This window comes from Mesorhizobium sp. LNHC232B00 (assembly GCF_000502435.1).
Classification (GTDB): Bacteria; Pseudomonadota; Alphaproteobacteria; order Rhizobiales; family Rhizobiaceae; genus Mesorhizobium; species Mesorhizobium opportunistum.
Map to the genome: position 1 here is coordinate 45,866 of NZ_AYWP01000019.1, position 26,173 is coordinate 72,038.

Here is a 26,173-nt window from a genome sequence, read left to right on the forward strand (position 1 = left end):
CATCGTTCACGACATTCCGACCCAGGATTGACCGGCGACCCTAGGCGGATCGATAGGTCTGCCCTAATGCTTTGTCACGCCTCAGCGTGTTCCCGTCTCATACGGTCCAGTGCCTCGAAGATCGCCTCATCGACCTCAATGGTACCGGCGTTTTCCGCCTCTCTGCGTTTCGCCGCGCTAGACCTGCCGGGGACTCGAACTTTGGATATTCCATCGGCGGGGCGCGAAGCCTCGATCTGATCGATGAGCTTCGTCACCGACGCTCGAAACTGACCAAGCGGCATCAGAAGCTCGGGATTGAACACGAGGAAGAAGAATCCACAGTCTGACACTTCTTCGACAATGGTCGCGCTCCCGCACAGGATCCCGAGCACTTGTACCACGAGGGACAGGCCGTATCCGCGGTGTCCACCCCACGGCATGAAGGCACCGTCGAGTGCTTCTGTTGGGTCGACTGTAGGACGGCCCGCCAGATCGACGGCCACGTCGGGTTCCAACGCCTTTCCAAGCTTTTGGCGTAAAAGGACATCGCCCCAGGTTGTCATGCCGGTTCCGAAATCCACGACCAGAGGATCCGGATCCGCAGGGAAGGCGAAGGCGATAGGATTGGTGCCGAATATTCGGTCAATGCCGCCCGAGGGCGCGACCCTCGCCATCGTGTTTGCAGTATGCATGGCGATGAAACCTTGGCGCGCCGCTCGCTCCACATAATAGGCAAGGCGTCCGCTGAACCAGGTATCGGTTATACCGACAATACCCACGCCACTTTGCACCGCCAATTCAATGGCCTTATCGATACCGACCAACGAAGTGACATAACCATTGGTCCCTCCCCCGCAGACAACCGCGGAATTCGGGGATTTGGCGGTCACGGTTATCGGCTTTGCCGGTGGCCTTTGTTTGAGGTTTTCGACAATTGCCAGGACCCGGGGCAAGCCCGCGAACGCGTGACCGGCAGCGGCCGCGTCGATCAGGTGATCCGACACAATCGCGGCATGCTTGGCATTCACGCCATGTTTGATCAAAACGTCGGTCGCCAACGCGTGGGCGTCTGAAAACGTGACCTGCATCTACCTGCCTCCGAGATGGCTAGCTTACTTTAAGCCGGACGCCCCATTAATACCGACATTCGCCCACGATCTTAACGCCAGGCGCAAAGATGAACTCCTTCGCCTTTGTCTTACGCCCGCACAATGAACCGAAGGAGTCGCCAATCGCATGCGAAAGCGGCGGGACAGTATATGCGGGGAAAATCGGATTTCGTCGGGGCGATTGATAATCCACCGCCTTTGACTATTTTGGGCTACCGCTTTCGAGTCGAAGACTCTGCCCCTTGGCGCGTTCGAACCCGCTGACCATCACCCCGATGTCGGATTGGTGGCCGAACTCGTTGGACGCGCTCTCGAATGTAGCAAGCACCGCGTTGCTCACAATGGCCGGGACGCCGTACTTGGCACTCAAGCGTGCCACGTTCCGCAACGCCTCAATCGTCCGCTCAATGGTCTTACCCGCCCTGTAAGGCTTGCCATGGGAAATCGAGCCGAGAACCCGCTCGGATGCAAGGCTCCAAGCGGAACCCGAGTTCAGAACCTCATTCATCGGCTTCGTCATAAGGCCATACTTTATGCCCATCGCCACGCATTCGATGGTCGCGATGTGGTTACATGCGTCAACGGCGCTCTCGATGGAGGCAAGAACGGAGCTTCGGTCTGTCTCTGCCATAGCGGCAACATCCGAGGCTGCATCGTCGTGGTCGAAATCGACACCAGCCAGGGATCCTACGATCCGGAAAACATCTTCGAGACGCGCCCCCCCGCCCAGGGTGTTCAAGCCGACTTGCATGATATTCCGAGCAGCGGAAGTAATGTGCATCGGTGAACCCGTTTGAAGTCCGAGTTCCAATGCCTCGTTAAGATCCTTCACCATAAGGGCCAGCGAGAAGTCCGTGGAAGCCTTCCCCTCCAACTTGGCAACCAACATCTTCTTGGTGGTGAAGTTGGCACCGTCGCCCGCGTTGAGGCGCTCGGTGATCTCGCCGAGCGAAAGTCCGGCCTTGAGCCCTAAGGCGGCGAGTTCCAGAACCACCATCCGATAGCCCGCCCCCATGGCATTGTTGACAAGCTTCAGAGCTTGACCGTCACCAATGCGGTCGCTGCAGCGGAAAACTTTCGAGGTCATCGCGTTGAGGAGCGGAGCGGCCATCTCCCATGCCGCGTCTGATCCCGATGCGATGATCGACACCGCGCCTGCCTGCGCGGCGGGAATTCCTCCGCTTACAGGAGCATCCAGCATCAGGACGCCGAGCTTCTCCAAGCGTTGTGCGATCTCGGCCGTCTCTCGAGGAACGCCGCTGGTCTGATCAACGACAAGCTTCCCTGCGGTAATCCCATCTTGCAGGCCGCCTGAACCGAAGATCGCCTCGCGGACGTTCGATGTGCGGGGAAGGCAGAGCATCACGATGTCGCAAGCATGGGCCAATTCGGCTCCGGTCGAAGCCGCCGTCGCTCCCATTTCCACGAAATCTGTGACCGCCCTCTTGTTGAGATCGCAAACCATCAATTCGTGGGAGTTCACGAGATGCCGCGCGAGAGAGCCTCCCATCGCTCCGAGACCGATGTATCCCACCTTCATGTCAATCGCCTCCAGTCACAGCTTCGTCCAAGAGGCAACCCGGCACCTTGCCACGTCGGACCCTGGCCCAACCAAAGTTGTTTCCCTTTATGCCGGATGGCCACAACGAAATGAACCTCGTCGTCCTCCCGGCGCTCGCAATGGAGTTTCGCGCTGCGCGTTACAATAGAAACCCAGCCAGGCCAGCCGTGCGCACCCGCCGCGCGACCTCTCCGTCAATAAGGTCGTTGTACATGGGACCGACACCGCGCGTGCAATCCTGTGATTGGCGCTCCATGCTGGACGGCATTTTAACTGTTTGGACTGCGGGAACGCGCAGGCTCTCAATGCCGTCGAAATCGAGTCCGTCCTTGATACCAGCCGATGGCTGGCCCACGGACATATATATCCGCCATTCATAAGTCCTTGCAGGATGGTGGGGGTAATCGCGCGATGCTGAATGTGCTAACTAACATTGGCGTATCCGTGACGACTGCGCCAAGTGCGCATGCGTCGACCTTCCTCACAGAGCAAGTTTATAGATTTCCTCGCCGCGGGCAGCGTTGGGCGGCGCATTCTCCCAGATGCCTGATTCTGGCGGCCGGCTGATCGCCTTTCTGACGTGGCCGAATTCGCCGAGCGATAGAAAGTATCCGAAACTCGCATGAGCCCTCGCCTCGCCCATCTTGAAGCACAGCCGGCGAATTCGTCGGTCGCGGTGAAACTGCTGCCCTTGATGGGGATCGTCTTTGTAGGCTTCTTGATCATAGGTTTGGCGCTGCCGGTTCTTCCGATCTATGTCCACGACCAGGTAGGCCTCGGCACGATCGCAGTGGGATTGGTGGCAGGCAGCCAGTTCGCAGCGTCTCTGCTGTCAAGGTTTTGGGCAGGAAACTACGCCGACCGCCGCGGCTCGAAGCCGACCGTTCTACTTGGGCTTGCTGCCGCGACCGTCGCAGGATTCCTCTACCTTGTGTCGTTGTTGCTGGTCAGCACACCGATATTGTCGGCCTCGATACTTGCGATAGGTCGAGGCGTTCTTGGCGGGGCGGAAAGCTTCATCATCACCGGTGCGCTGAGCTGGGGTTTCGGTACTGTCGGACAGCAGAACGCGGGCAAAGTGATCGCGTGGGCAGGAACGGCTGTGTTCGGCGCATACGCCGTCGGAGCCCCAGTTGGGACGGCATTGTTTTCCGAATACGGGTTCGTTTCCATAGCGGTTGTCACAACTGTCGCGCCCTTGCTCGCTATCGCGATCGTCATCCCCATAAGACCAGTGGCAACGATTCCGCGCGAGCACGGCTCGCTGCGTGCGGTGCTGTTCGCGGTGTGGTTACCGGGCCTTGGCGCCGCCCTGAGCAGCGTCGGTTTCGGAGCAGTTATCACCTTCGCGGTTCTATTGTTTGCCGAACGAGGGTGGGAGTCCGGCTGGTTGGCCGTCTCTTGCTTCGCGGGGTCTTTGATGTTGGCACGCATTCTGTTCGGCCATCTTGCAGACCGTATCGGCGGCGCAAACCTCGCACTCTGCTCGCTGCCTGTCGAGGCACTGGGTCAGATGCTGATGTGGCTGGCTCCGAACCCGGCAGTTGCGCTCGCAGGAGCGGCCGTGACCGGCTTCGGCTATTCGCTCGTATTCCCGGGATTCGGCGTCGAAGTGGTCAAACGCGCTCCCATCGAAAACCGTGCGCTTGCGATGGGAGCCTATACGGCCTGTCTTGACCTGGCGATGGGGGTCTCCAGTCCTTTGCTTGGTGCGGTAGCGGCCCATGGGGGAGTCGGGATGGTATTCGCGGCTAGCGGCGTCCTTGTGCTGCTGGCATCGGTCGCCGCCTTGAAACTCAGATATCGGCAGCCAACCATGTCGGGGGAACACAAGTGAACGACGCCGCTCTGCTGAGTTTTGCGTCTCCTCACTCGGTGGTCATGTCGTTGAGAACGCTGTCGCCCGCATCTCAGGTCGGCTAAGCTCGAGGTTATAATGCCCCTTACGGGCGAGGAAGATTGCTGGCCCGAAACTACTTCATCAACGCTTGTCCGCCATCGGGCGATTTACCGAGGACCATTAATTTTCAACCGGACGCGGTACAGCCCGTTCATCGCACAAATGTACATCATGTTTCGCCTCGGCCCCGCGAAGGTGAGGTTGGCCACGATCTTTCCGAGCTTGATCTTGCCGAGCAAGGTTCCACCTGACTGATAGCAATAGACCCCCTCGCCCGTGCTGATCCATATGTTGTCGGCGTCGTCCAGGCGCAGACCGTCGAAAATCCCTACCGGGCAGTCCGCCAAGACTTCGCCCCCGCGCACTTGCATATCGCAGTCCACCTTGAAGGCGCGCACATGGGCCGGTCCGTCCTCAAAGTGACTCTTGCCACTGTCGACGACGTAGAGCGTGCTTTCGTCCTTCGAAAAAGCGAGACCGTTCGGCATCACCATGTCGGTGATCTTGGCTTCCACTTCGCCTGTAGCCGGGTCCACGCGGTAGACATGGCAGCCTCCGATTTCAGGTTCGGCTTTGATCCCGTCGAGATCATGGAGAATGCCGTAGGTTGGATCCGTGAACCAGACGGCACCGTCTCGGGTTACAACGGCGTCGTTGGGAGAGTTTAGTTGCTTGCCGCGCCATTGATCCGCAACGGTCACGACGGTGCCATCGTGCTCGGTGCGGCTGACCCGGCGGTGGCGGTGTTCGCAAGTGAGCAGACGTCCTTGCGGATCGACTGTCTGACCGTTGGGATGGCCGCAGTCCTGGCGGAAGACGCTGACGCAGTCATTCGTCTCGTCCAGGCGTAAAATGCGATCGTTGGGAATGTCGGTGAACAGGAGGTATCGTCCGGCTGCGAAGTAGGCAGGCCCCTCCGCAAATAAAGCCCCGCGGAAAAGTTCCTCCGGGGGAAAGATTGGCGCCACCATATCCCGGAAATCCCTTTCGACGATCTCGTAGTGTTCGGACATCATTCTAGTTTCCTCAATCGTACCCTTCCTTGGCCTCGCACTTTGTCCATGCCCTGCCTCAGCCTCGCGCGTCCGGCAGTCGCACCCTGAAAGAAGGGTGTGTTATTGCAGATCAGCCGCCGGCCGGGTCCCGAGCCGCGTCGCGCGGATACTGTCCCGCCTCAGCCGTGGAACATCGAGCGCGAAGACGCCAGGCTCGACATCACAGGCACGCGGTCTGACCGCCGTCTACCGAGACCACCGCACCCGTCATGAAGCTTGCATCGTCGGTCAGCAGGAAGGCGATGACGGCGGCGATTTCCTCGGGCTCGCCCATGCGGCCGATCGGATGGGCGGCCTTGATTCGCGCCACGGCCTCCGGGTCCTGCAGCATGTATTCGACCAGCGGAGTCCTGGTCATGCCGGGTGCGATCGCGTTGACGCGAATTCCAAAAGGACCCAGTTCCGGACACATGGACTTGGTGATGCCCGAGACGGCGAATTTCGACGCCACATACGGAAGTCGGTTCGGGACGCCCATCACCCCTGCTCCGGACGATATGTTGACGATCGCGCGGGGCCCTGTGTCGTTCCGGACCGTGCGTGCGAAGGCTTGGCACATGTTGACGGTACCGCCGAGATTGACCGCCATGACCTGTTCCAGCTTGTCCAGTTCGACATCCAAAATGTTGGCCACCCCGGTGATGCCAGCGCAGTTGACCAGACCGTTGAGGCGTCCCAGCCGCACCCGGGTTTCCTCCGCCAGGGCAAGCGCCGCAGCCGCGTCGCGCACATCGATCACAGCACCCTTGACCCGCTCGGTATCCCCGAATTCAGTGACGAGCTTTTCGACTGCCTCCCGGCTGACATCGGCCGCCACGACGTCGGCGCCTTCGGCGTGCAGCCGTCGCACGCACGCAGCACCTATACCGCTGGCGGCCCCGGTCACGATCACTGTACGGCCTTCGAAACAATTCATGCGACTCCTCCCTGCTATAGTCGACCCGCCTTGCGGATCCGGTCGTTCATTTCCGGTTATCGTCCGTGGCGCGACGTGATGTTTCTGCGATCGCCTACGGAGAAGGTATTTGGTCAGCGCCGTCCACTCTCAATTGAGGGGCACGGGTGGCAGGCAAGTCCGCAATCGAATCCGGCCGGAACGCGACAGCCGAGATAGTTGTTTTAAAACGGGCACTTATTGGGTCATCCCGACTCAAGAGATGATATGCTGTAGCGTTATACCCAGCTGAAACCATCTATGCGGTCGTCGCGGATCAAGCGCGCATGGCAGTACAAAACCTCCCCGGCGGGCGTGGGCAGGACGCCAAATGGGCCACCCTCCAGAACCCGCATGCCCAGTTCGTCTTCGAGCCTGCTCATCGAGGTTGACAGGGCGGGCTGGGACAACCCCAGCGCTTTCGCTGCGCTATTCTGGCTTCCATGTTCGATGGTCGTTGCTAGATGGGGGGTCTTGTTGGGATCGATCCTCAGGCGGGGCACGGGAACCATTGTCTTACGGCGACCACCCTACTTCCTCGGCTAGCCCCCCGCGTTCCCTTCCGGTCGCTCGGCCAACCCAAGGCTGGTCGTCGCCAAGGGAATTTTAGCACTGCGCCCAAAGAGGCGATGCCACATGAACAAGCGGACCCCACGAGGACGGCGCCCCGATAACCAGTGCTTATACCCCTCGGCCGTCGGTTTCGGGTCTCATGTGGCGAATGGGAGGAGCGACAACTAAAGTCCGCCCCCAAGTGATCACCGCCGGAAGGAAATGGCGTCCGCCGGAAAACGTCGAACTGTCGCTCGTGATTTGTGACTGTCAGCTTCGCCATTCGCGAACAGCCAGGACGCGCCAGACTACTGAATGCATGGGCCGGTGGTCGCAGAACTCCAGAGGATGTCCGATGAAACAATACCAGATGTTTATTGCTGGCGACTTTGCCGAGGCGGCGGCCGGGGAACGGTTTGATACCGTCGACCCTTATCGGGGCGAAGTCTGGGCGCAAATCCCGCGCGGCCGATCTGTCGACGTCGACCGTGCCGTCCGCGCGGCGCAGAACGCGATGACGAAGGGTCCGTGGTCGCGGTACACTGCGACGCAGCGCGGAAAGGCGTTGAATGCGATCGCCGATCTGGTCGATCGGAACCGCGACCGGTTAGCGGAAATCGAGACACGCGACAACGGCAAGCTCCTGCGGGAAACGAGGGGCCAACTCGGCGCGATCGCGGAGTGCTGGCGCTATTATGGTGGGTTGGCGGACAAGATCGAGGGCCATTCGATACCGCTCGAAAAACCAGACGCGATTGCATTCACGTCGCGAGAACCCGTCGGTGTTGTCGCCGCCTTGACGGCTTGGAACTCTCCTCTCTGGTTCGCATCTATCAAGTGCGCTCCGGCGATGGCAGCTGGATGCGCCGTGGTGGTGAAACCCTCGGAATTCGCGTCGGCCAGTACGCTCGAATTTGCGGAACTCCTGAAGGAAGCGGACCTTCCGCCAGGTGTTTTCAATGTGGTGACTGGACTTGGCCAGGAATCCGGAGCCGCGCTGGTCGAACACCCCAGCGTCGCGAAGATCACCTTCACCGGATCTGACGTGACGGGTGCGCGCGTTTACGAAACCGCAGCGCGCGGCATGAAGCGGGTATCCCTCGAACTGGGCGGCAAGTCACCGAACATTGTGTTCGCCGACGCTGACCTCGACCTGGCCGCGTCGGGAGCCGTGTCCGGCATCTTCGGCGCATCCGGCCAGATGTGCACAGCAGGTTCGCGCTTGCTGGTCCAGCGCTCGATCATGGAGGAGTTCACCGGTAAGGTCCTTGATCTGGCGCGCAATATCCGTCTTGGCGATCCTATGGATCCGAAGACCGACGTCGGGCCGATCGCCACGCCGCCTCAATTCCAGAAGGTCATGGACTACCTCGACGTCGCTCGGGCGGACGGCGCGCGGTGTATCCTGGGCGGGAAAGCAGCGGAAGGCCCGGGCCTAACCGGTGGCCAGTTCGTTCAGCCCACCGTGTTCGCCGAGGTGAAGAACAACATGCGCATCGCCCAGGAGGAAGTGTTCGGCCCGATTCTTTCCATCATCGGCTTCGACACCGAAGAGGAAGCGATCGAGGTCGCCAACGGCATCGATTACGGTTTGGTCGCGGGCGTCTGGACGACCAACATTGGTCGCGCCGTCCGCATGTCGAAGGCGCTCCATGTCGGTACGGTGTGGATCAACACATACCGGGCGTACAGCTACATGGTGCCTTTCGGAGGCATAAAACGTTCCGGGCTGGGCCGTGAGAGCGGCATCGAAGCCGTCAACGAATACCTCGAAACGAAGAGTGTCATCATCTCGATTGCCGAGGCGGCGCCCGGCAATCCGTTCATCATGAGGTAGCTTGGGAAAGTCGTGTGAACGTCTTGCAAATCCGACTGCAAGGGAGTTCCACTGAGCAAGCGAAGCGGTGCTGGCTAAAGGGCATCAGACATCTGTCCCCCGCTGCGTGGATCACAAAAAAAATACAGCCGTAGTGTTGCCGGTCTAACTAATCGATCTGAGAAACGTCCCACTGAGAAATCAAAGACACTCCAGCCGTTAGAGCGCAAGTGGGGCCGAGGGGCCGTTGGAGTGTCAGGCCGCCGGCGGCCTGCAGTGTCGCCGCTCATCGCGGGGCCCCGGCCTGCCGCAAATTCGTCTAGCCGTTAGGCGGGAATGCGCTTGTGATCGAAAATGAACTTGCGCCACTTCGTCACCGTATATTTGCTGAAAATGCCGTTCTGAAAGAAAGGATCGTTCTCGATATAATCGACAGCTTCTTGTCGAATGTCGGTATCCAGAAGAATAAGACCGCCGTTGGGAAAATCGTCATCATCAGGGAAGAAGCCACCGCTTGCGATGATGCGACTGGCGTTCCTGGTCACGTATTCGACGTGGATGGGACGCATCGTCTTTTTCTTTTCCAGGACCCCGGGATCATCCGTGAACATGATGGCGTAAGGCATGCTTACCTCTGAATGACGTCGTTGAAAGGAGCGACTTCGCAGAAGGCGGTGCAGTCGCGTGAGTTCGTCTTTATGTTTTTAGCTTTCGATCCAGCAAGCGGCAATCTTACGGTCGATGAGGATATAACGTCCACTTATGTCAAGGACTTGGCCCGACATCTCAAAGGGGGTCATCTCACGAAATTCATGTACAGCATGAATAGGGCTAATCGACCTTCCGCGATAATGCCTGGCGAACCTTCGTGGTAGAATACGCATGAATGGCACGACGAGCGCGACACCGCCTCTCCGTCTCAGTGCGCGCTTCCCAGCCTCCCGTCGCCATTCGGTGCGTTCGGCTTCCATACGCTTCATCCAGTCCATTTAATGCAACACCGAGGAAACAACTCATGCTTGGAACAGTCATGCGCGGCCCCGGCAACATCCGTTGCGAAGAGGTCGACGACCCAAAGATCCAGAAGCCCACTGACGCCATTATCAAACTCTCGGCTTCGTGCGTTTGCGGTTCCGACCTATGGCCCTATCGCGGACTCCAACCGATGAATGGCCCTGCCCATATGGGCCACGAATACTGCGGCGTGGTGGTTGAAGTCGGGAGTGAAGTGAAGACCATCCGGCCAGGCCAATTCGTCGTCGGGTCCTTCTGCATTTCCGACAACACATGCCCGCATTGCCGTTTCGGCTTCCCTTCGTCTTGCGAGCACCGCGAATTCATGTCCGGAGCCCAGGCACCTTACGCACGTATCCCGCTGGCCGACGGAACACTCGTGGCAACCGCCGAGATGCCATCCGACGACTTGATCCCGAGCCTCCTCGCGACTTCGGACGTACTTGGCACGGGCTGGTACGCGGCGGATGCCGCCCGCGTGCAGCCCGGTGCAACCGCGGTCGTTGTCGGTGACGGCGCCGTCGGCCTGATGGGCGTGCTCGCCGCCAAGCAGATGGGCGCGGGACGCATCATCGCGATGAGCCGTCACAAGGCCCGCCAAGAGCTGGCGCTTGAATTCGGAGCCACCGACATCGTCACCGAGCGCGGCGACGATGGCGCCGCGAAGGTGAAGGAACTCACGAACGGCATCGGCGCGGAGTCAGTTCTCGAATGTGTCGGCACCCAGGAATCGATGTCCCAGGCGATCAATTGCGCGCGACCGGGCGGCTCGATCGGGTTCGTGGGTGTTCCGCACGGCGTGCAGCTTGATGGCGCGAACCTGTTTTTCGCCCAGAAAAACCTGTTGGGCGGGCCGGCACCGGTGCGGAAGTACCTTCCCCATCTCCTCGACCTCGTGATGACCCGCAAGATCAATCCGGGCAAAGTATTCGATCTCGAACTACCGCTCGAGGACGTGGTCGAGGGCTACAAGGCGATGGACGAACGCCGCGCGATCAAGGCCCTGCTGCGGGTGTAAGCCATCCAAATGCTAATCGGCAGGACAGGGCGTGAACGCATCGCACCCTGTCCGCTCGGCCATCCTAGGGCTTTTCCATCGCGTAGTGCAGCCACACCATGGCACCTCAAGGGTCTCGGTTGAAAGATGCACCAAGGAAAGCCTCTCGGCGGATGCTCATCCGGTTTCCCAGCATACTCCAAAATCGCAAGCATTCGGGGGCTGAGCGGCCCAATGGCTCTGCAGATCACCCTACGGACTGGATGGGTCGCTGCGTCGGTTTGCTTAGTCCAGCCAAGCGGCTACTATGTGAAGCCGCAGAGACCCATCCAGTCATGACGTAGTGCGTCAGAATGGCTGGGAGGGCGAGGACACCCGCCCAATGCCCGAAGAACGGCGTCACGGACGCCGTGAAATCCCAGAATTCAAGGCTATAGGTGAAGGTCAGCTTGCCCCACACGCCGAGCACCCAAAAGCTCCACAAGCCGAATCCCGCACTGGCCATCGCCGCTGCGCGAAGCGTCCATGCCCTGAGGGCGCTTCCGCGGGACAGACCGAGCATCGAGCGTAGCAGTGCCATGACCCGGATCCAGTGAATGCCGAGATGGATGCCGACGACGATCATCACCCAGTAGGCGGAGAACCAATGGACCTCGCGAAGGTACGCGNGAATGCCGAGATGGATGCCGACGACGATCATCACCCAGTAGGCGGAGAACCAATGGACCTCGCGAAGGTACGCGATGTTTGGAAGCGGCAGGAAAGCCAGCACCGATCTCGAGATGACGATACACGTCGCCAGAAGAACCGCCATATTGACGATCAGGAACAGATGCAGCAGCGCCGTGAAGACGCGGCGGCCATCGTAGCGACCCCGAAAAACATTCCTGAACCACAACCGGTTCATGGCGATGTGCGAGGTGATCAGGACAAACATAGCCGTACCAAAGATTTCGTGCGGAATGTTGTCGAGCCACCAGTAGGCAAGCGACAAGAGCAGCAAAGCCGCCATGCCGACCGGGACCAAAAGCCGATGTGCGACTCTCGTCGTCAGCATGGAGCCCCCTGTCACCCTAAAGCGGATCGTCATCGGAAATCGCTCCGTCATGGGTGAACATGAACTGTTGACTTTGGCGCGACCGGTGGCAGGCGTAGCACTGCGCTACGTTCTCGTCGGCCTTGATCGATTGATCCGGCCAGAACCATTGATATTGCCACTCGTCGTCGCCGGCACCGATTTTCTGGCTGACCAGATACCGGGTCAGCACATCGCTTTGGTAATCGACAAGCACCATTTGGGTCCCCACGGGGACCGGTTGTCCGGCCCTCAGGGCTGCGAGTGCGGCCGAGCTTGTCAGCATATGTTCGTGCGTGATGCCGCGACGCACGGTTGTGTAGTGCTCAAGCTGGTCAAGAGGTGGGAAAGTCACCGCATTGGCTTCGGCATATGCCGGCGACGGGCCGGTCCCGTGCGGCAACGTCAGGTAGCTCGCGACCAGAGCCAGCGCTCCACAGACTGACGCCAAACCAACGGGCAGGATTCTATTTTTCATGGTGTCTAAGTCTTCTCGCTCGGTGCGATGGAATGAGGTGATGGACCGGACGATCGTTAAGGCCGCGCCCTACTTCGCTCGGTCGATCTCAACGGTGATCGGGCCAGGGCGATCGAAAATGGACGCATCGCCATCAACGCGGCCAAGAATGATGATCCCCGGTCGCGGAACGCTGCCCTTGCGATAATAGATCACGAAGTCGGTCGATCCCCACAATCCGAGCGTGCCATTGTCGAAGTCAAGCTGGCGTCCGGACTGCGGCAGCGAGGAAGGCAGATTGCCCGTCTTCTCCTGCCGAAGATGATCGCTCATGTCCAACGTGACCGGAAGCATTCCAAGCAAGGCTCTTGTCGCTTCATTGTCGACCAGCTCGGCAGTCAGTTTCCCCCAGGGTGATGAGATCACGATCTTTTCCTGTGCCATGGCGGCTCCCGTAAACAGCATTGCGGCGATTGCACTGAGAATGATGTTGCGCATTGCGATACCCGTCCGTGTCATTGTTGCAAGGCCGGCCCACGTCCCGGCTTTCGTGCCGGGACGCGGGCCGGTTGGCGTCAGGCGGTGAGGTGCTCGTCGAAGAAGGATTGCAGCTTGTCCCAAGGGATAAGCGCTACCTTGTCGTACAGATCGACGTGACCGGCGCCGGCAACGATATGGAGTTCCCGCGGCTCGGCCGCCTTGGCCAAGGCCTGCTGGCTGAAGAAAAGCGAATGCGCATTCTCGCCGGCGACGAGCAGGACAGGACGCGGAGAGATCGCATCCAAACGTTCGAAAGGCCGGAAGTGGAAGTAGGAAGGATCGCTGGTGACCGATATCGCCGACGTCGAGCGGGGATGCGCGCCACGCGGCATCCGGTAGTATTCGAAGAATTCCCGCGTGATCGCGTCGGTCTTGTCTGTAAGAACCTGAGGCAGTTCGCCGTACCGCTTCTCGCCTCCGGCGAATTCCACCCAACGCTGTTCGGCCATATCGGCAAGCGCGGCCTGGCGTGCCTCGGGGCGCATCGGTTCGCCGGCCCAGGCCCATTTGGCGCCGCCCATGTCGTACATGCTGACGGTAGCGACGGCCTTCATGCGCGGATCGATCTGTGCGGCGGCAAGAGCGAAACCGCCGCTGGCGCAGACGCCGATTACGCCGATGCGGTCGCGATCCACAAGAGGATCCACGCCCAGGAAATCGACGCCCGCACTGAAGTCCTCAATGAACACGTCGGGTGAAGAGATGAAATGCGGCTGACCGCCGCTCTCGCCATTGTAGGAGGCGTCATGGGCTAGGGTGATAAAGCCACGCTCCGCCATCGTCTGGGCATAGAGGCCGGAGGTCTGTTCCTTGACCCCGCCAAACGGATCGCCGACCACGAGCGCGGGATGACGGCGCGAACGATCAATATCTTTTGGGGTGTACAGGTCGGCGACCAGTGTGATGCCCGGGCGGTTGGCGTACGACACCTTCCGGTGATCGACGCGGTTGCTCTGGGGGAAGGTTTTGTCCCAGGCAGTGGTAGATTGGGCAAGTACCGACGTTGCCGAGGCGGCGGTCACAGCGCCTATCACAGCAACCGCCGCGCTGGCCGCGCCTGCCGCTTTGATAAGGGAGCGCCGATTGGATTGAAGCTACCGAGCGCAGGTTGCTGGCTTGTGAAATATTTGGACATAGCTGTTCCCTTGAGTGAAATAGGGATCACCGCGAAGACGCGCGACCGGTTACAGTTCCTGGGCAGTTGGCCGGAAGACGATCTCGTTGACGTCGACATCCTCGGGCTGGCTCACGGCGAAAGCGACCATGCGGGCATAGCTCTCCGCAGGGATGCCGACCTTGCCGACATAATCCTGGTTCGCCGCCTGGACATCCTGTTCGCTGATATGGTTGAGCAGTTCCGTCGTCACAGCCCCTGGCGAAATCAGGGTGGTACGGATGTCATAGGGCTTCACTTCTCGCCGCAGGCCCTCGGACAAGCCGCGAAGAGCGAACTTCGTTGCGGAATATACCGCTGAACCCGGGAACACGTAGTAAGCGGCCACCGACGCTGTGATGATGATATGGCCGGATTTCTGTTCTTTCATGTACGGCAACGCAGCGGCGATGCCGTGCAGCACGCCCCGCAGGTTAACGTCGATCATCTGGTTCCACTCATCGACCTTCCACCGCTCAAGCGGCGAGAGCGGCATTATGCCGGCATTGTTGATGAGCACGTCGATGCGGCCGAAGGTCTGTACGGCGGTGTCCACCAGCCGCTGCATGTCATCGAGCTGGGTTACGTCGGTGGCGACTGCCACTGCATTGCCGCCGGATTTGGTGATCTCGGCTACGAGAGTTTCGATCCTTTCGGCGCGCCGGGCGGCGACGACGATATTGGCGCCCTTGGCGGCGAGATGACGGGCAGCTGCCGCGCCCATGCCGCTTGAGGCGCCGGTGATGACGATGACTTTGCCTGCGATGTTATCGGTCATTATATTTTCCTGACAATTTGGAACGTGGCGTGGGGGGCCGTCGGTGAAAGTTGGTCATGTATCGTCATGGCTGAATGCTGCGGTTGACACGCCAAGCCGCCACCGCAAGGAGCGATGAACCGCACAACAGGCCGGCGCTCAGCGCGAAAGTGCTCCACCAGCCGACAGCGTCGAAAAGGAAGCCGCCGGTTGCCGCGCCAGCCGTGATTGCAAGCTGGATCACGGCCACCTGCAGGCCGCCTCCAGCCTCGGCATCGTCGGGCATGGCGCGGGTCAACCAGGTGCCCCAGCCTACGGGTGCAGCGGTGCCAAAGAAGCCCCACGCAGAAAGCAGCAAGGATACGAGGATCGGAGCTGCACCGAATAAGACCAAGCCAGATGCCAGGAGCGCCATGATGATCGGAATGACTGTCAGGATGCTGAAGAGCCGCTTGTTCAGCAGGTGACCGATGCACCAGGTTCCAACGACGCCGGCCAGTCCCATCACCAGCAGTATTGCGGACAGATCCGCGATGTCGAGTTGGGTAACCTGTTCGAGGAACGGACGCAGATAGGTAAACAGTGCGAACTGGCCCATGAAGAACAACAGGATAGAGGCCATGCCCAGCGCGACAGGAAGGCGTCCAAGCAGCGTAAAGACATTCGCAGTACCCCGGTCGCGGCGGGGCGCCAATGCAGGCAGGCTGATCCACTGCCAGACCAGCGCCAGCAGGCCGAGTGGGACGACCATGAAGAAGGCTCCCCGCCAGCCGACATAGGCGCCAAGGAAGCTTCCGAGCGGGGCCGCAATCGTTGCTGCGATGGCATTGCCAGCGTTCAGCAGGGCAAGGCCCTTGGGCACCAGATCGGCCGGCAGCAGACGCATCACGATCGCCGTGGACATCGACCAGAAGCCGCCGATCGTCATCCCGAGCAGCGCCCGGCCGACCATCAGGAAAGCGTAGTTCGGCGCGAATGTGACGGCGAGGCCGGAGACGACAAGCAGCCCCGTGAATGCCAGGACCACGATGCGTCGATCGATACGGCGGGTGAGACCTGCGATGAAGAGGCTGGTCACGACCGCGAAGGCGCCCGAGATCGAAATCGCCTGGCCCGTTTGGCCGGCGGTAATCCCTAGATCGGCGGCGATCGGGGACAACAGGCTGACCGGCATGAACTCGGACGCGATCAGCACCGCAACACAAAGCGCCATGGAAATCACGGCGCTCCAGGCGGAGCGGGAATTCGTCAATTCACTGTCATAGGTCACGTCCATTGCCGCTATCCTTGGTTCGGCGGGATGACGCCCCTCACCGATCGGCCGTCGTGACAGGAAGATATGTAGCGCTACTCGTTGGACAATCCGTGAAATCTGCATGAAGTTATCGATCTGTGATATGAATTGTCGAAGGAGGTGCCCTTGCAGCGTGAGGACATGAAGGATCTGCTCTGGTTCCTGGAGGTCGCGAGACAGCAGAGCTTTACCAAGGCCGCGGCCAAGCTCGGTACCTCGCAATCAACGCTTAGCCACACCATAAAGCAGTTGGAGACACGGCTGGGGGTGAGGCTACTCGCGCGCACTACACGCAACGTAGCGCCTACCGAGGCCGGTGAGCGTTTGTTCCGTTCGCTGGCGCCGCGTATTGAGGAGATTGATTCTGATCTAGCGAGCTTGGTGGCATTTCGCGACACGCCATCAGGAACGGTGCGCCTGACCTTGTCCGATCATGCGCTGCAAACGACGGTCTGGCCCAGATTGCGCACGGCTTTAATGAGCTATCCCGATGTCAAGGTCGAACTCTACAGCGACAATGGTATGCGCAACATCGTGGAGGAACGCTTCGACGCCGGGGTACGCCTTGGCGAAAGCATTGACCGCGACATGATCGCCGTGCGCATAGGACCTGACTGGCGGATGATCGCGGTGGCGTCGCCCGATTATCTCTCGGCACATCCGATGCCCACAACGCCGCAAGACCTTGTGGGACACGCCTGCATAAATCTGCGCCAGACGACAGCAGGCGGACTTTACACCTGGGAATTCGAGAAGGATGGCCGCGAACTGAGGGTGCGCGTTGAGGGACAACTCACGTTCAACACCTCGATGCCGATGATAGATGCAGCATTGAGCGGCTATGGAGTAGCATACGTCCCTGACGACCTTGCTAAAGATCATATCGCGGCAGGAAGACTGACCCTGCTGCTCGAAGATTGGAGTCCCCCCTTTACCGGCTACCACCTGTACTATCCAAGCAGGCGACAGATGTCGCCGGCGATGACCGTCATACTGGAAGCGCTGCGGTATAGAATTCCCGGTGAAACGGGTCCGAGGGCGGCATGCTAGATGAACAGAACTCATCGCCTTGATCACGTCGCAGCGCGCAGACCATAAAGCTGGCTTGTCACTTCATATACAAAATCCAGCCGCTTCTCTCAGGGCAGCCAGTACTCGAATCTTTCAGTCGCGGTATTTCAATCGATCAATCACGAGCCGCAGCGCTGAAGTGACTTGCCGCCGGCCAGAATAGAACAGATGGAAGCCGTCGAACGGAGGACACCAATCCTCAAGAACGCGACGAAGGCTTCCATCTTGGATTGCATCAAGTACTTCTGGTTCGGTGACGAAGGCGATGCCATGGCTTTCCTTCGCTGCTTCGATGCATATGTCGCTTTCGCTGAATATGAACGGCCCGGAGACTTTTTTTACGATCTCCTCTCCATCCTTTTCAAACTCCCAGTCATATGTCGGTACATGGGCGTTGAAGCGTAATGCGAGGCAATCGTGACTCTCGAGCTCCGAAGGATGGTCAGGGACACCGTGCTCTTTGAAATACTCCGGTGTGGCAACAGCAGCCATGCGCAGCGGCGGCCCGATCCTTACCGCGATCATGCCCTGCCCGACGAATTCCCCCAGGCGGACCCCGGCATCGAATCGATCCTCGGCGAGATCGGTGAGACGGCTTTCCAGACTGAGCTCGATTTGCACATCCGGGTAGTCGCGGACGATCCGCGACAGGATGGGCCAGAGGATAGTGCGCGCAGCGGTCTTGCTTGTGGTCAGGCGCACCAGACCACGCGGAGCATCCCCGAGATGACGCAGCTCTTCCACGGCAGCATCGATCTGACCGAAGGTGGGCCTCAGGGTCTCGAGGAGCTTCTCTCCAGCCTCGGTCGTTGTCACGCGCCGCGAGGTGCGGTTCAGCAATTTCTGTCCAACCGATGCCTCCAGGCGACGGATCGTATGGCTGACCGCGGATTGAGAAATCCCTATTCGGGTAGCGGCGCGGGTGAAGTTGTTCTCTTCGGCAACAGCCAGAAACACTGCGAGATCGCTAAATTCTTCGCGTTTCATTGATTATCTCCGCGTTGCTTCTGACAGATTTTAACCTCTCTGCGGCCGGCGCACTCCAATCAAATCATGAGCTGGATTCATCGTTGGCATGATCGCAATGGGGGGTGTTCGCCTGCATGCATGAACCTAGATTGGTTGGTAGGGAGGGGCAACAATCCAACGAGGACAGGAGCGAGCCTCCATGGTTGCACCCATCGAATTCGAGCTTAATCGAAGAACGCTACTCGTTGCCACCGCAGCTTCTGCGGCAGCAGCCACCGGTTTCACCGGGCGGGTAAGCGCGGAGTCTGCTGCTGACAGTTCTCCGGTCGGTCCCGAGCGGATGTCTGTCTCGCTCACTGTAAACGGTGCGCGGCGAACCGTTGAGCTGGACAACCGAACGACGCTGCTCGATGCGCTGCGAGAGCATATGCAGCTCACCGGCACCAAAAAGGGCTGCGACCATGGCCAGTGCGGCGCCTGTACAGTCAAGGTGAACGGGGGGCGCATCAATTCCTGTCTCAGCCTCGCGGTCATGCACGAGGGCGACGAGGTGACGACGATTGAAGGCGTGGGTACGCCAGGGAACCTCGATCCGATGCAGGCTGCTTTCATCGAGCACGATGGCTATCAATGCGGCTACTGCACGCCGGGCCAGATCTGTTCGGCCAAAGCGGTGATCGAGGAAATCAGTGCCGGTATCCCTAGCCATGTCACCGGTGACCTGACTGCGCCAATTAAGATGATCGAAGCGGAAATTCGTGAACGGATGTCGGGCAATATTTGTCGCTGCGGCGCCTACTCCAACATTCTCGCGGCAATCACCCAGGTGGCGGAGAAACGGTCATGAAAGCCTTTTCCTACGAGCGCGCTGCAGATCCGGCCGCAGCCGCGGCGCGTGCTGCCCAGGTTCCCGGTGCGAAATTTATTGCCGGCGGCACCAACCTGCTCGACCTGATGAAGCTGGAGATCGAGACGCCGGTGCATTTGATCGACGTCAATGGGCTTGGGCTGGATAAGATCGTTGACACTCCACAAGGCGGGCTGCGCATCGGCGCGCTCGTGCGCAACACTGATCTAGCTGCTCATGAACATGTCCGCCGAGACTACGGCATCCTTACACGGGCGCTTGTCGCGGGGGCCTCGGGTCAGCTGCGCAATAAAGCGACAACTGCGGGCAACCTCTTGCAGCGCACCCGCTGCCCCTATTTCTACGACACCGCCCAACCCTGCAATAAGCGCAATCCGGGCGCAGGGTGCGCGGCGCTCAGCGTAGGTGCCTTCTCGCGCCAGCTCGGCATAATCGGGACTTCCGACGCTTGCATCGCGACACATCCGTCTGACATGGCCGTCGCGCTGCGCGCACTCGATGCGGTGGTTGAGACTGTGACCTCCGTCGGAGCGACACGCAAAATTCCTCTTGAGGAATTCTACCGCCTGCCCGGCGATACGCCTGATCGCGAGACAACGCTTATGCAGGGCGAGATCATCACCGCGGTGACGCTGCCCCCGCCTCTTGACGGCCGCCACTCTTATCATAAGGCGCGCGACCGGGCTTCCTACGCGTTTGCGCTGGTCTCGGTGGCGCTGATCCGACAGGCCGATGGGACAGGTCGCGTGGCGCTCGGTGGCGTCGCGCCCATGCCATGGCGGCGAGCTGAAGCAGATAAAGAACTGCCCAACGGGGCTGGCGCTGTCATGAAGCACTTGCTGGAAGGTGCCCGACCGACCGAGGAGAACGCGTTCAAGATCAAGCTGGCCGAGCGGACGCTGGCCGTCATGCTGGCTGAGGAGTAAGACAATGGAATTCAACGAACCTGCTGGCCAGAACATTTTCGACCGCGCCACTATCGTCGGGAAGCCTCATCCACGAATAGAGGGTCCGCTGAAGGTCACAGGAACCGCACCTTACGCTTACGAGCGCCATGGCGTCGTCGCGGGCCAGCTCGTTGGCTATCCTGTCGGTTCGACCATCGCGAAGGGCCGCATCACATCGATCGACGCTTCCGCTGCCCGTTCTGCGCCTGGCGTCGTGGCGGTAGTCACCACGCTCGAAATCGACCCCTTGCCGCTCGGCATGCTCAACGTTGCCCGCCTGTTCGGCGGCAATGAGGTGCAGCATTACCACCAGGCGATCGCGGTTGTCGTTGCTGACACGCTTGAGCAGGCTCGTTCGGCGGCTGCTCTGGTCAGGACGACCTATGAGGAAGAAGAGTCGGATTTCGATCTTGATGCCGCCTTCCAGCGTCTTGAAGGGTCCGGAAAGCCGTCGACCTTGGTCGGTGACGTTGAGGCTGCCTTCGCAAGCGCGGCAGCCGTGGTTGACGAAGTCTATCGCACGCCCTCACAAACGCACGCGATGATGGAGCCGCATGCGTCGGTCGTCGACTGGTCGGACGGCGATCGGCTGACTGTCTGGACGTCGAACCAGATGATCAACTGGAACCGAGGGTCGCTTGCAACGACCTTCGGCATCGACAAAGAGAAAATCAGGGTGGAGAGCCCATTTGTCGGCGGCGGCTTTGGCGGCAAGCTGTGGCTGCGGGCCGATGCGGTGCTGGCGGCGCTCGGCTCTCGCGCCGCTGGTCGCCCGGTCAAACTGGCGCTACCGCGCCCGTTTATGATGAACAACACAACGCATCGCTCTGCAACCGTGCAGCGCATCCGGCTGGCTGCGCAAGCCGACGGAAAGCTGACTGGCATTTGGCATGAAGCAGCATCCCATACTTTGCCCGGTGGCCGGGGCGAGGACGCGACCGCACAGAGCCCGCATTTCTATGCCGGTGCCAACCGGCGGATTATTCACCATCTGGTCGATATGAACCTGCCGGAGTCTTCAGACATGCGGGCGCCGAGTGAAGCGTCGGGCCTGATGGCTCTCGAGATCGCCATGGACGAGATGGCCGAAAAACTTGGTATTGATCCTGTCCAGTTCCGCATTCTGAACGACACCCAGGTCGACCCGAGCGAGCCGCAGAAACCTTTCTCTGATCGGCACTTCGTCGAGTGCCTCGAACGCGGCGCGAAAGAATTCGGCTGGGAGGACCGCAACAAGACCCCAGGCAGTACGCGCGACGGAGAATGGCTCATCGGCCATGGCATGGCCGGCGCCTACCGCGGCGGCCCGACACTTGACTCCGGTGCGCGGGTACGGCTCAAAGACGGCAGACTTATAGTCGAGACCGATATGACCGACATCGGCACCGGTTCGTACACGATCCTCGCGCAGACGGCCGCAGAAACCATGGGCCTGCCGATGAACGCAGTCGAGGTGCGGCTCGGCAACAGCGCCTATCCTGTCGCGTCCGGCTCGGGCGGACAGTTCGGCGCGGCGAGTTCCAGCGCCGGCGTCTATGCCGCCTGTCTCGCCCTGCAACGCCAAATTTCCCAGCGGATCGGCGTCGAGAACCCGCAATTCGAAGGGGGCCACGTGAGGGCTGGCAATACCGTCGTGCCTCTCGCCGAAGTCTCGGCTGATCAAGAACTGATCGCCGAGGACACCATCACCTTCGGCGATTTCAAAAAGTCTCTTCAGCTAGCGACCTTCGCCGCGCATTTCGTCGAGGTCGGCGTCCATGTCGGAACCGGAGAGACTCGCGTCAGAAGGATGCTGGCGGTCTGCGATAGTGGCCGAATTCTGAACCCTGTTACCGCACGTAGCCAAGTTATTGGCGGCATGACGATGGGCGTCGGCGCCGCACTTTCGGAGGAACTTGCAACGGATGTGAAGCGCGGTTTCTTCGTCAATCACGATCTCGCCGGTTACGAGGTCGCGGTTCACGCCGACATCCCGCATCAGGAGGTGATCTTCCTCGACACGGCCGACGCGTCCTCAACACCCCTGAAAGCCAAGGGGGTCGGCGAACTTGGGCTGTGCGGTGTTGCTGCCGCTGTCGCGAACGCGGCCTACAATGCCACCGGCATCCGCGTGCGGGACTATCCGATAACGCTGGACAAAATGATTGAGCGCCTTCCGGCGGTCTGAACAAGACCGACATACCACAAAATTAGGTTGGCGCCACGCCAACCAGGCAAGACTACCGGGCTGCCTATAATTCGCGCAAGGCGCTCGCATGGAGACAAGATCGTCGCCGATTTCTGACCGTTCGGGACGATCCGCATCGCCTGATCGCGGACTATCTGCTCTCGTCCCTTCGCTCGCAAAGCGCAAAGCAGCCAAAGACCTTTTGGGTAACGATGTTATTTGGATTGCAGAGCCGCCTTGCCCAAAGCGACCGACCCCTGACTGATTGTCTGAAAGCGCCGCCGTGCAATCCGGCATTGGGCAATCCACTCAATCGAAGCGGTCCATACAAGCAGGTTGTGACAGCATCGAGATCGACCCGCGATATGTCTGCTCCGGGTGAAGAGCATGTGAAGAAGCTGACGTTCAATTCGTTGCTCGCGAGAACTTCGACCGAGGCGTGACGTCGGAAAGATGTGCTGCCGGCGTAGTCCAGGACCTCAGAGATCAAAGTTGGTTGGCATCATCACCACGTCGCGGATCGTCATGCCCCGAGGGCGCGTGAGCATGAAGGTGATCACATTTGCCACTTCGGCTGCTTCCAGTAGGGTTCCCGATTCCCGGGCTTCCTTCAACTTCTCCGGTGGCCAGTCCGCGAGTAGCGCGCTGATCACAGGGCCTGGCGAAATCGACCCAACCCGAATGCCGTGTTTGAACACCTGACGTCGGACCGTCTGCACAAAGCAGTTGATCGCCCATTTTGACGATGCGTAGACCGGCTCCCATGGCGTTGGAAAATGGGCGGCCAAGGAGCTGGTGACGATGATGTCGCCCGTCCGACGCCCGATCATATGAGGCAGCACATCGTGCACATTCTTCATCACGACGTTAACGTTCAGGTTCAGCATCCGGTCGATGGCACCCGTGTCGGCGTCCACCAGGTCACCACCCACATAGGTGCCCGCATTGGCATGAAAGATGTCGAGCTGACCTGCGGATTCCAGAACTCGTGGCATCAGCGTCGCACAATCCTTGGGATCGAGGAGGTCGATGACAAGCGGGATGATCGAGTCCCCGCGCTTCGCTTGGATCGCCTCGAGGGCCGACTGATCACGATCGATCGTCACCACGCGAGCGCCTGCTGCTAACATCGCCTCAGCACTCGCCAGCCCGATGCCTGACGCAGCCCCTGTGACGGCGGCAATCTTGCCTTCCAACTCTCTCGCCATGACATCTCGCCCTAATTTGAATCGCTGGACCTTGCGGGATGATAGCAAAAAAAGGACCGCCCGGACTGGGATTCGGGCGGCCCCTTTGCCGGCTAGGATGGGCACCGGCATTCGGCACCGGGAGGAGCCTACTTGATATAACCGCCCTCGGTCATCGTTGCCGTGGCAGCGTCCTGGGCTTGCTTCAGCGCATCGTCGACGCTCGACTGGCCGGCAAGTGCCGCCGAGAAGAGCTGGCCGACGGTGGTGCCAAGGCCCTGGAACTCAGGGATGGCGACGAACTGGACGCCGACATAGGGCACCGGCTTGACGGTCGGATGCGTCGGGTCGGCGGCGTTGATGGAGTCCAGCGTCATCTTGGCGAACGGAGCCGCCTTCTGGTACTCGGCATTGGCGTAGAGCNGTCGGATGCGTCGGGTCGGCGGCGTTGATGGAGTCCAGCGTCATCTTGGCGAACGGAGCCGCCTTCTGGTACTCGGCATTGGCGTAGAGTGAGGAGCGCGTGCCCGGAGGAACGTTGGCCCAGCCTTCCTTGGCCGCAACCAGTTCGGCGTAGTGCTTCGAGGTCGCCCAGGAGACGAACTTCTCGGCAGCATCAGCCTTCTGCGTGCCGGCCGGAATGGCCAGCGACCAGGCCCACAGCCAGTTGCCGCGCTTGCCAAGTCCATTGTCGGGGGCGAGCGCATAACCGACCTTGTCGGCGACCGTCGAGTTCTTTGGGTCGGAGACGAAGGAGGCGGCGACGGTGGCGTCGATCCACATGCCGCACTTGCCCTGCTGGAACAGCGCCAGATTTTCGTTGAAGCCGTTGGACGAGGCGCCCTCGGGGCCGTCGGCCTTCATCAAGTCGACATAGAACTGCAGCGTGTTCTTCCATTCCGGCTGGTCGAACTGCGGCTTCCAGTTCTCGTCGAACCAGCGGGCGCCGAAGGAGTTCGACATGGCGGTGAGGAAGGCCATGTTCTCGCCCCAGCCGGCCTTGCCGCGCAGGCACACGCCGTTCACGCCATTGGCGCGATCGGTCATCTTGTCGGCGGCCTGCTTGATGAAGTCCCAGGTCGGGGCATCGGGCATCTTCAAGCCAGCCTTGTCCATCAGATCCTTGCGGTACATGACGAAGGAGCTTTCGCCGTAGAACGGTGCTGCATAGAGCTTGCCGTCGACCGAAAGGCCGCCGGCGATGGCCGGGATGATGTCCTTGGCGTCATAGTCGTCGCCGAGCTTGTCGAGCGGCAACAGCCAGCTCTGCTTGGCCCAGATCGGAACCTCGTAGGTGCCGATGGTCAGCACATCGTACTGGCCACCCTTAGTGGCGATGTCGGTGGTGACGCGCTCGCGCAGCACGTTTTCTTCAAGCGTGACCCAGTTGAGCGTGATGTCGGGATTCGCCTTGGTGAAGTCGTCCGTCAGCTTCTGCATGCGGACCATATCGCCATTGTTGACGGTGGCAATCGTCAACGTTTCGGCCGACGAGAAATTGGCCATCGCCAGCACTGAGCAAAAGCCCAGCATAATTGTCTCGAATTTCATGTGTCTCTCTCCCACGGTTCGAGCAGCCTAGTTCTCCTCAAACCTTTGGTGGCTGCCGACAAGGACCATACCGCCGCCAACCCTGGCTCTCTACAGCCCTACGTGCCAACCAGTGATACTTTCTTGTCCTATTATTATTCGGAATAGCACGTGAGCGATGGCCAACTCTTGCGCCGACACCCCCTTTTTGCAATCCGATTATCGGCGACGCGAACGTTCACGGATACTTGGCCGTGTTTCGGTCTTGGAGATACACCCTCCTATATTCGCTGGGCGTGCATCTACGAAGGAGCAGGAACCGCCGGTTAAAGTTCGAGATGTTTTCGTAGCCGCATTCAAACGCGATGGTCGACACCGTTTCGTTCGTTGTCGCCAGGAGGGCGCAGGCTTTGCTTATCCTGAGAAGGGTGATGAACTGTGCATAGTTTTGGCCGACCCGTTTTTTGAAGAACCGGCTTAGGGACGTCTCGGTCATTTCGCTGATCTCGGCGGTCCGCGCCAGCGAAACGTCACCCATCAGATTGCTCTGGATAAATGAGAAGATGGCCTGCATTTTCTGCAACTCTTTGCTTCTTATGCTGGACATACGCGTGCCGGAAAGAATCTGGTACTCCGGCGTCGCGGCCATCTCGGCGAGTAGAGAGAGGAAGGCCCCAAACCGTTTTGCGCCGGACAGTTTTCCCAAGTTTTCCATTGCGGACGCGAATGCTACGGCCACGGTCGGAGTAAACCGGACGCCACTCGCCGCGCGCTCCAGAAGGTCGTTTATTGCGGAGATTTCGGGGAAGATCGTTGCCGCTCCCTCCATCGCCTTGGCGTCGAACTGGATCACGAGGTCGCGACCGACGATCTGTTGGCCGGGCCTGCAGTGTGAAATCCAGTCATGTGGTAGCCAGCTCCCGACGATGGTCAGGTCCCCTGGCATGAACTCACCGACAAAGTCACCGATCAGGGCAGTTCCCGAGGATTGCCGGATGAGATGGATTTCCACTTCCGGATGGCAGTTCCACACCGACCTGTGCCACGGATAATCGTCGATACGCCACACAAAGCTCTCACCTGCTGCGGGAACGATGCGCTCGAACTGCGGCGACTGCAGCCGCGCCAAGTTGTGACTGGTTTCCCTCATCAAACATCCTCCGCCATCTGGCTCAGATCCGGACGCGGCGCGCAGCCCTGCAGAACTGTCGCGTCAACTTGGATAATAGAAAACGCCA

The 26,173-nt window shown here is 60.0% G+C and carries 22 protein-coding genes and 1 pseudogene; 7 read left to right on the forward strand and 16 right to left on the reverse strand.

The window, feature by feature from the left end:
• Positions 1–74: 74 nt before the first annotated feature.
• Both X743_RS147905 and X743_RS1000000171005 read right to left on the reverse strand, forming a co-directional pair.
• Positions 75–1,070 carry an Ldh family oxidoreductase gene (locus X743_RS147905; RefSeq protein ID WP_023767293.1) on the reverse strand — a complete coding sequence of 332 codons (996 nt, stop codon included), beginning with the start codon at positions 1,068–1,070 and terminating at the stop codon, positions 75–77.
• A 223-nt stretch (positions 1,071–1,293) separates the two neighbouring features.
• Positions 1,294–2,631, reverse strand: a complete 1,338-nt coding sequence (locus tag X743_RS1000000171005) for an NAD(P)-binding domain-containing protein (RefSeq protein ID WP_023767294.1) — start codon at positions 2,629–2,631, stop codon at positions 1,294–1,296.
• A 643-nt stretch (positions 2,632–3,274) separates the two neighbouring features.
• On the opposite strand from X743_RS1000000171005, the gene X743_RS147895 reads away from it, so the two are divergent.
• On the forward strand, positions 3,275–4,489 hold the full coding sequence (locus tag X743_RS147895; protein WP_023767297.1) for an arabinose transporter: 1,215 nt from the start codon (positions 3,275–3,277) through the stop codon (positions 4,487–4,489).
• 170 nt (positions 4,490–4,659) lie between these two features.
• Here the strand turns inward: X743_RS147895 and X743_RS147890 are convergent, their stop codons facing one another.
• The 3 genes from X743_RS147890 to X743_RS147880 form a co-directional block, all read right to left on the reverse strand.
• On the reverse strand, positions 4,660–5,565 hold the full coding sequence (locus X743_RS147890) for an SMP-30/gluconolactonase/LRE family protein (protein WP_245264274.1): 906 nt from the start codon (positions 5,563–5,565) through the stop codon (positions 4,660–4,662).
• Positions 5,566–5,767: 202 nt separating this feature from the next.
• A complete protein-coding gene (locus X743_RS147885) occupies positions 5,768–6,499 on the reverse strand; it encodes an SDR family oxidoreductase (protein WP_023767299.1) in 732 nt (243 codons plus the stop codon).
• Positions 6,500–6,780: 281 nt separating this feature from the next.
• Positions 6,781–7,053, reverse strand: coding sequence for a LysR family transcriptional regulator (locus X743_RS147880; RefSeq protein WP_023767300.1), 273 nt, complete (start codon positions 7,051–7,053; stop codon positions 6,781–6,783).
• A 395-nt stretch (positions 7,054–7,448) separates the two neighbouring features.
• Here X743_RS147880 and X743_RS147875 point away from each other — a divergent pair, with 395 nt between their 5' ends.
• Positions 7,449–8,930, forward strand: a complete 1,482-nt coding sequence (locus X743_RS147875) for an aldehyde dehydrogenase (protein ID WP_023767301.1) — start codon at positions 7,449–7,451, stop codon at positions 8,928–8,930.
• Between the two features lie 305 nt (positions 8,931–9,235).
• Here the strand turns inward: X743_RS147875 and X743_RS147870 are convergent, their stop codons facing one another.
• A complete protein-coding gene (locus tag X743_RS147870) occupies positions 9,236–9,535 on the reverse strand; it encodes a YciI family protein (RefSeq protein ID WP_023767302.1) in 300 nt (99 codons plus the stop codon).
• Positions 9,536–9,924: 389 nt separating this feature from the next.
• Between X743_RS147870 and X743_RS147865 the strand changes: the two genes are divergently transcribed.
• Positions 9,925–10,941 (forward strand): zinc-dependent alcohol dehydrogenase family protein, encoded by a 1,017-nt coding sequence (locus tag X743_RS147865; RefSeq protein ID WP_023767303.1) that lies wholly within the window; start codon positions 9,925–9,927, stop codon positions 10,939–10,941.
• A 226-nt stretch (positions 10,942–11,167) separates the two neighbouring features.
• On the opposite strand, the gene X743_RS147860 is transcribed toward X743_RS147865, so the two are convergent.
• The 6 genes from X743_RS147860 to X743_RS147835 all read right to left on the reverse strand — a co-directional run bounded on the left by X743_RS147860 (position 11,168) and on the right by X743_RS147835 (position 16,178).
• Positions 11,168–12,010, reverse strand: a complete 843-nt coding sequence (locus X743_RS147860) for a DUF4405 domain-containing protein (RefSeq protein ID WP_023767304.1) — start codon at positions 12,008–12,010, stop codon at positions 11,168–11,170.
• Complete coding sequence (locus X743_RS147855) at positions 11,994–12,473, reverse strand: hypothetical protein (RefSeq protein WP_023767305.1); 480 nt, start codon at positions 12,471–12,473, stop codon at positions 11,994–11,996. The genes X743_RS147860 and X743_RS147855 overlap by 17 nt, the downstream gene beginning before the upstream one ends.
• A 69-nt stretch (positions 12,474–12,542) precedes the next feature.
• Positions 12,543–12,950 (reverse strand): cyclophilin-like fold protein, encoded by a 408-nt coding sequence (locus X743_RS147850; protein WP_023767306.1) that lies wholly within the window; start codon positions 12,948–12,950, stop codon positions 12,543–12,545.
• 77 nt (positions 12,951–13,027) lie between these two features.
• Positions 13,028–14,014, reverse strand: a complete 987-nt coding sequence (locus X743_RS147845; protein ID WP_245264275.1) for an alpha/beta hydrolase — start codon at positions 14,012–14,014, stop codon at positions 13,028–13,030.
• Between the two features lie 162 nt (positions 14,015–14,176).
• The gene (locus tag X743_RS147840) at positions 14,177–14,923 is read right to left on the reverse strand and encodes an SDR family oxidoreductase (protein WP_023767308.1); all 747 of its coding nucleotides are present in this window, start codon (positions 14,921–14,923) and stop codon (positions 14,177–14,179) included.
• A 64-nt stretch (positions 14,924–14,987) separates the two neighbouring features.
• Entirely contained in the window at positions 14,988–16,178 is a 1,191-nt protein-coding gene (locus tag X743_RS147835; protein ID WP_023767309.1) for an MFS transporter, read from the reverse strand.
• Positions 16,179–16,322: 144 nt separating this feature from the next.
• On the opposite strand from X743_RS147835, the gene X743_RS147830 reads away from it, so the two are divergent.
• Complete coding sequence (locus X743_RS147830) at positions 16,323–17,246, forward strand: LysR family transcriptional regulator (protein WP_031258022.1); 924 nt, start codon at positions 16,323–16,325, stop codon at positions 17,244–17,246.
• Positions 17,247–17,360: 114 nt separating this feature from the next.
• Here the strand turns inward: X743_RS147830 and X743_RS147825 are convergent, their stop codons facing one another.
• Positions 17,361–18,254 (reverse strand): LysR family transcriptional regulator, encoded by an 894-nt coding sequence (locus X743_RS147825; RefSeq protein ID WP_023767311.1) that lies wholly within the window; start codon positions 18,252–18,254, stop codon positions 17,361–17,363.
• Positions 18,255–18,435: 181 nt separating this feature from the next.
• Here X743_RS147825 and paoA point away from each other — a divergent pair, with 181 nt between their 5' ends.
• Genes paoA through paoC form a run of 3 tightly spaced genes read left to right on the forward strand, consistent with a single transcriptional unit; the run spans position 18,436 to position 22,218 of the window.
• Complete coding sequence (gene paoA / locus X743_RS0136575; RefSeq protein ID WP_031258023.1) at positions 18,436–19,083, forward strand: aldehyde dehydrogenase iron-sulfur subunit PaoA; 648 nt, start codon at positions 18,436–18,438, stop codon at positions 19,081–19,083.
• Positions 19,080–20,030 (forward strand): xanthine dehydrogenase family protein subunit M, encoded by a 951-nt coding sequence (locus X743_RS147820; RefSeq protein ID WP_023767313.1) that lies wholly within the window; start codon positions 19,080–19,082, stop codon positions 20,028–20,030. The genes paoA and X743_RS147820 overlap by 4 nt, the downstream gene beginning before the upstream one ends.
• A gap of 4 nt (positions 20,031–20,034) precedes the next feature.
• Positions 20,035–22,218, forward strand: a complete 2,184-nt coding sequence (gene paoC / locus X743_RS147815) for an aldehyde oxidoreductase molybdenum-binding subunit PaoC (protein WP_023767314.1) — start codon at positions 20,035–20,037, stop codon at positions 22,216–22,218.
• Between the two features lie 479 nt (positions 22,219–22,697).
• Here paoC and X743_RS147810 read toward each other — a convergent pair whose 3' ends face one another.
• From X743_RS147810 to X743_RS147805, 3 genes and pseudogenes are all read right to left on the reverse strand, one after another.
• Positions 22,698–23,426, reverse strand: a complete 729-nt coding sequence (locus tag X743_RS147810; RefSeq protein ID WP_031258024.1) for an SDR family oxidoreductase — start codon at positions 23,424–23,426, stop codon at positions 22,698–22,700.
• A gap of 128 nt (positions 23,427–23,554) precedes the next feature.
• Positions 23,555–24,956: pseudogene (locus X743_RS10235) on the reverse strand (sugar ABC transporter substrate-binding protein).
• 217 nt (positions 24,957–25,173) lie between these two features.
• Complete coding sequence (locus X743_RS147805; RefSeq protein WP_023767318.1) at positions 25,174–26,085, reverse strand: AraC family transcriptional regulator; 912 nt, start codon at positions 26,083–26,085, stop codon at positions 25,174–25,176.
• Between the last annotated feature and the right edge of the window lie 88 nt (positions 26,086–26,173).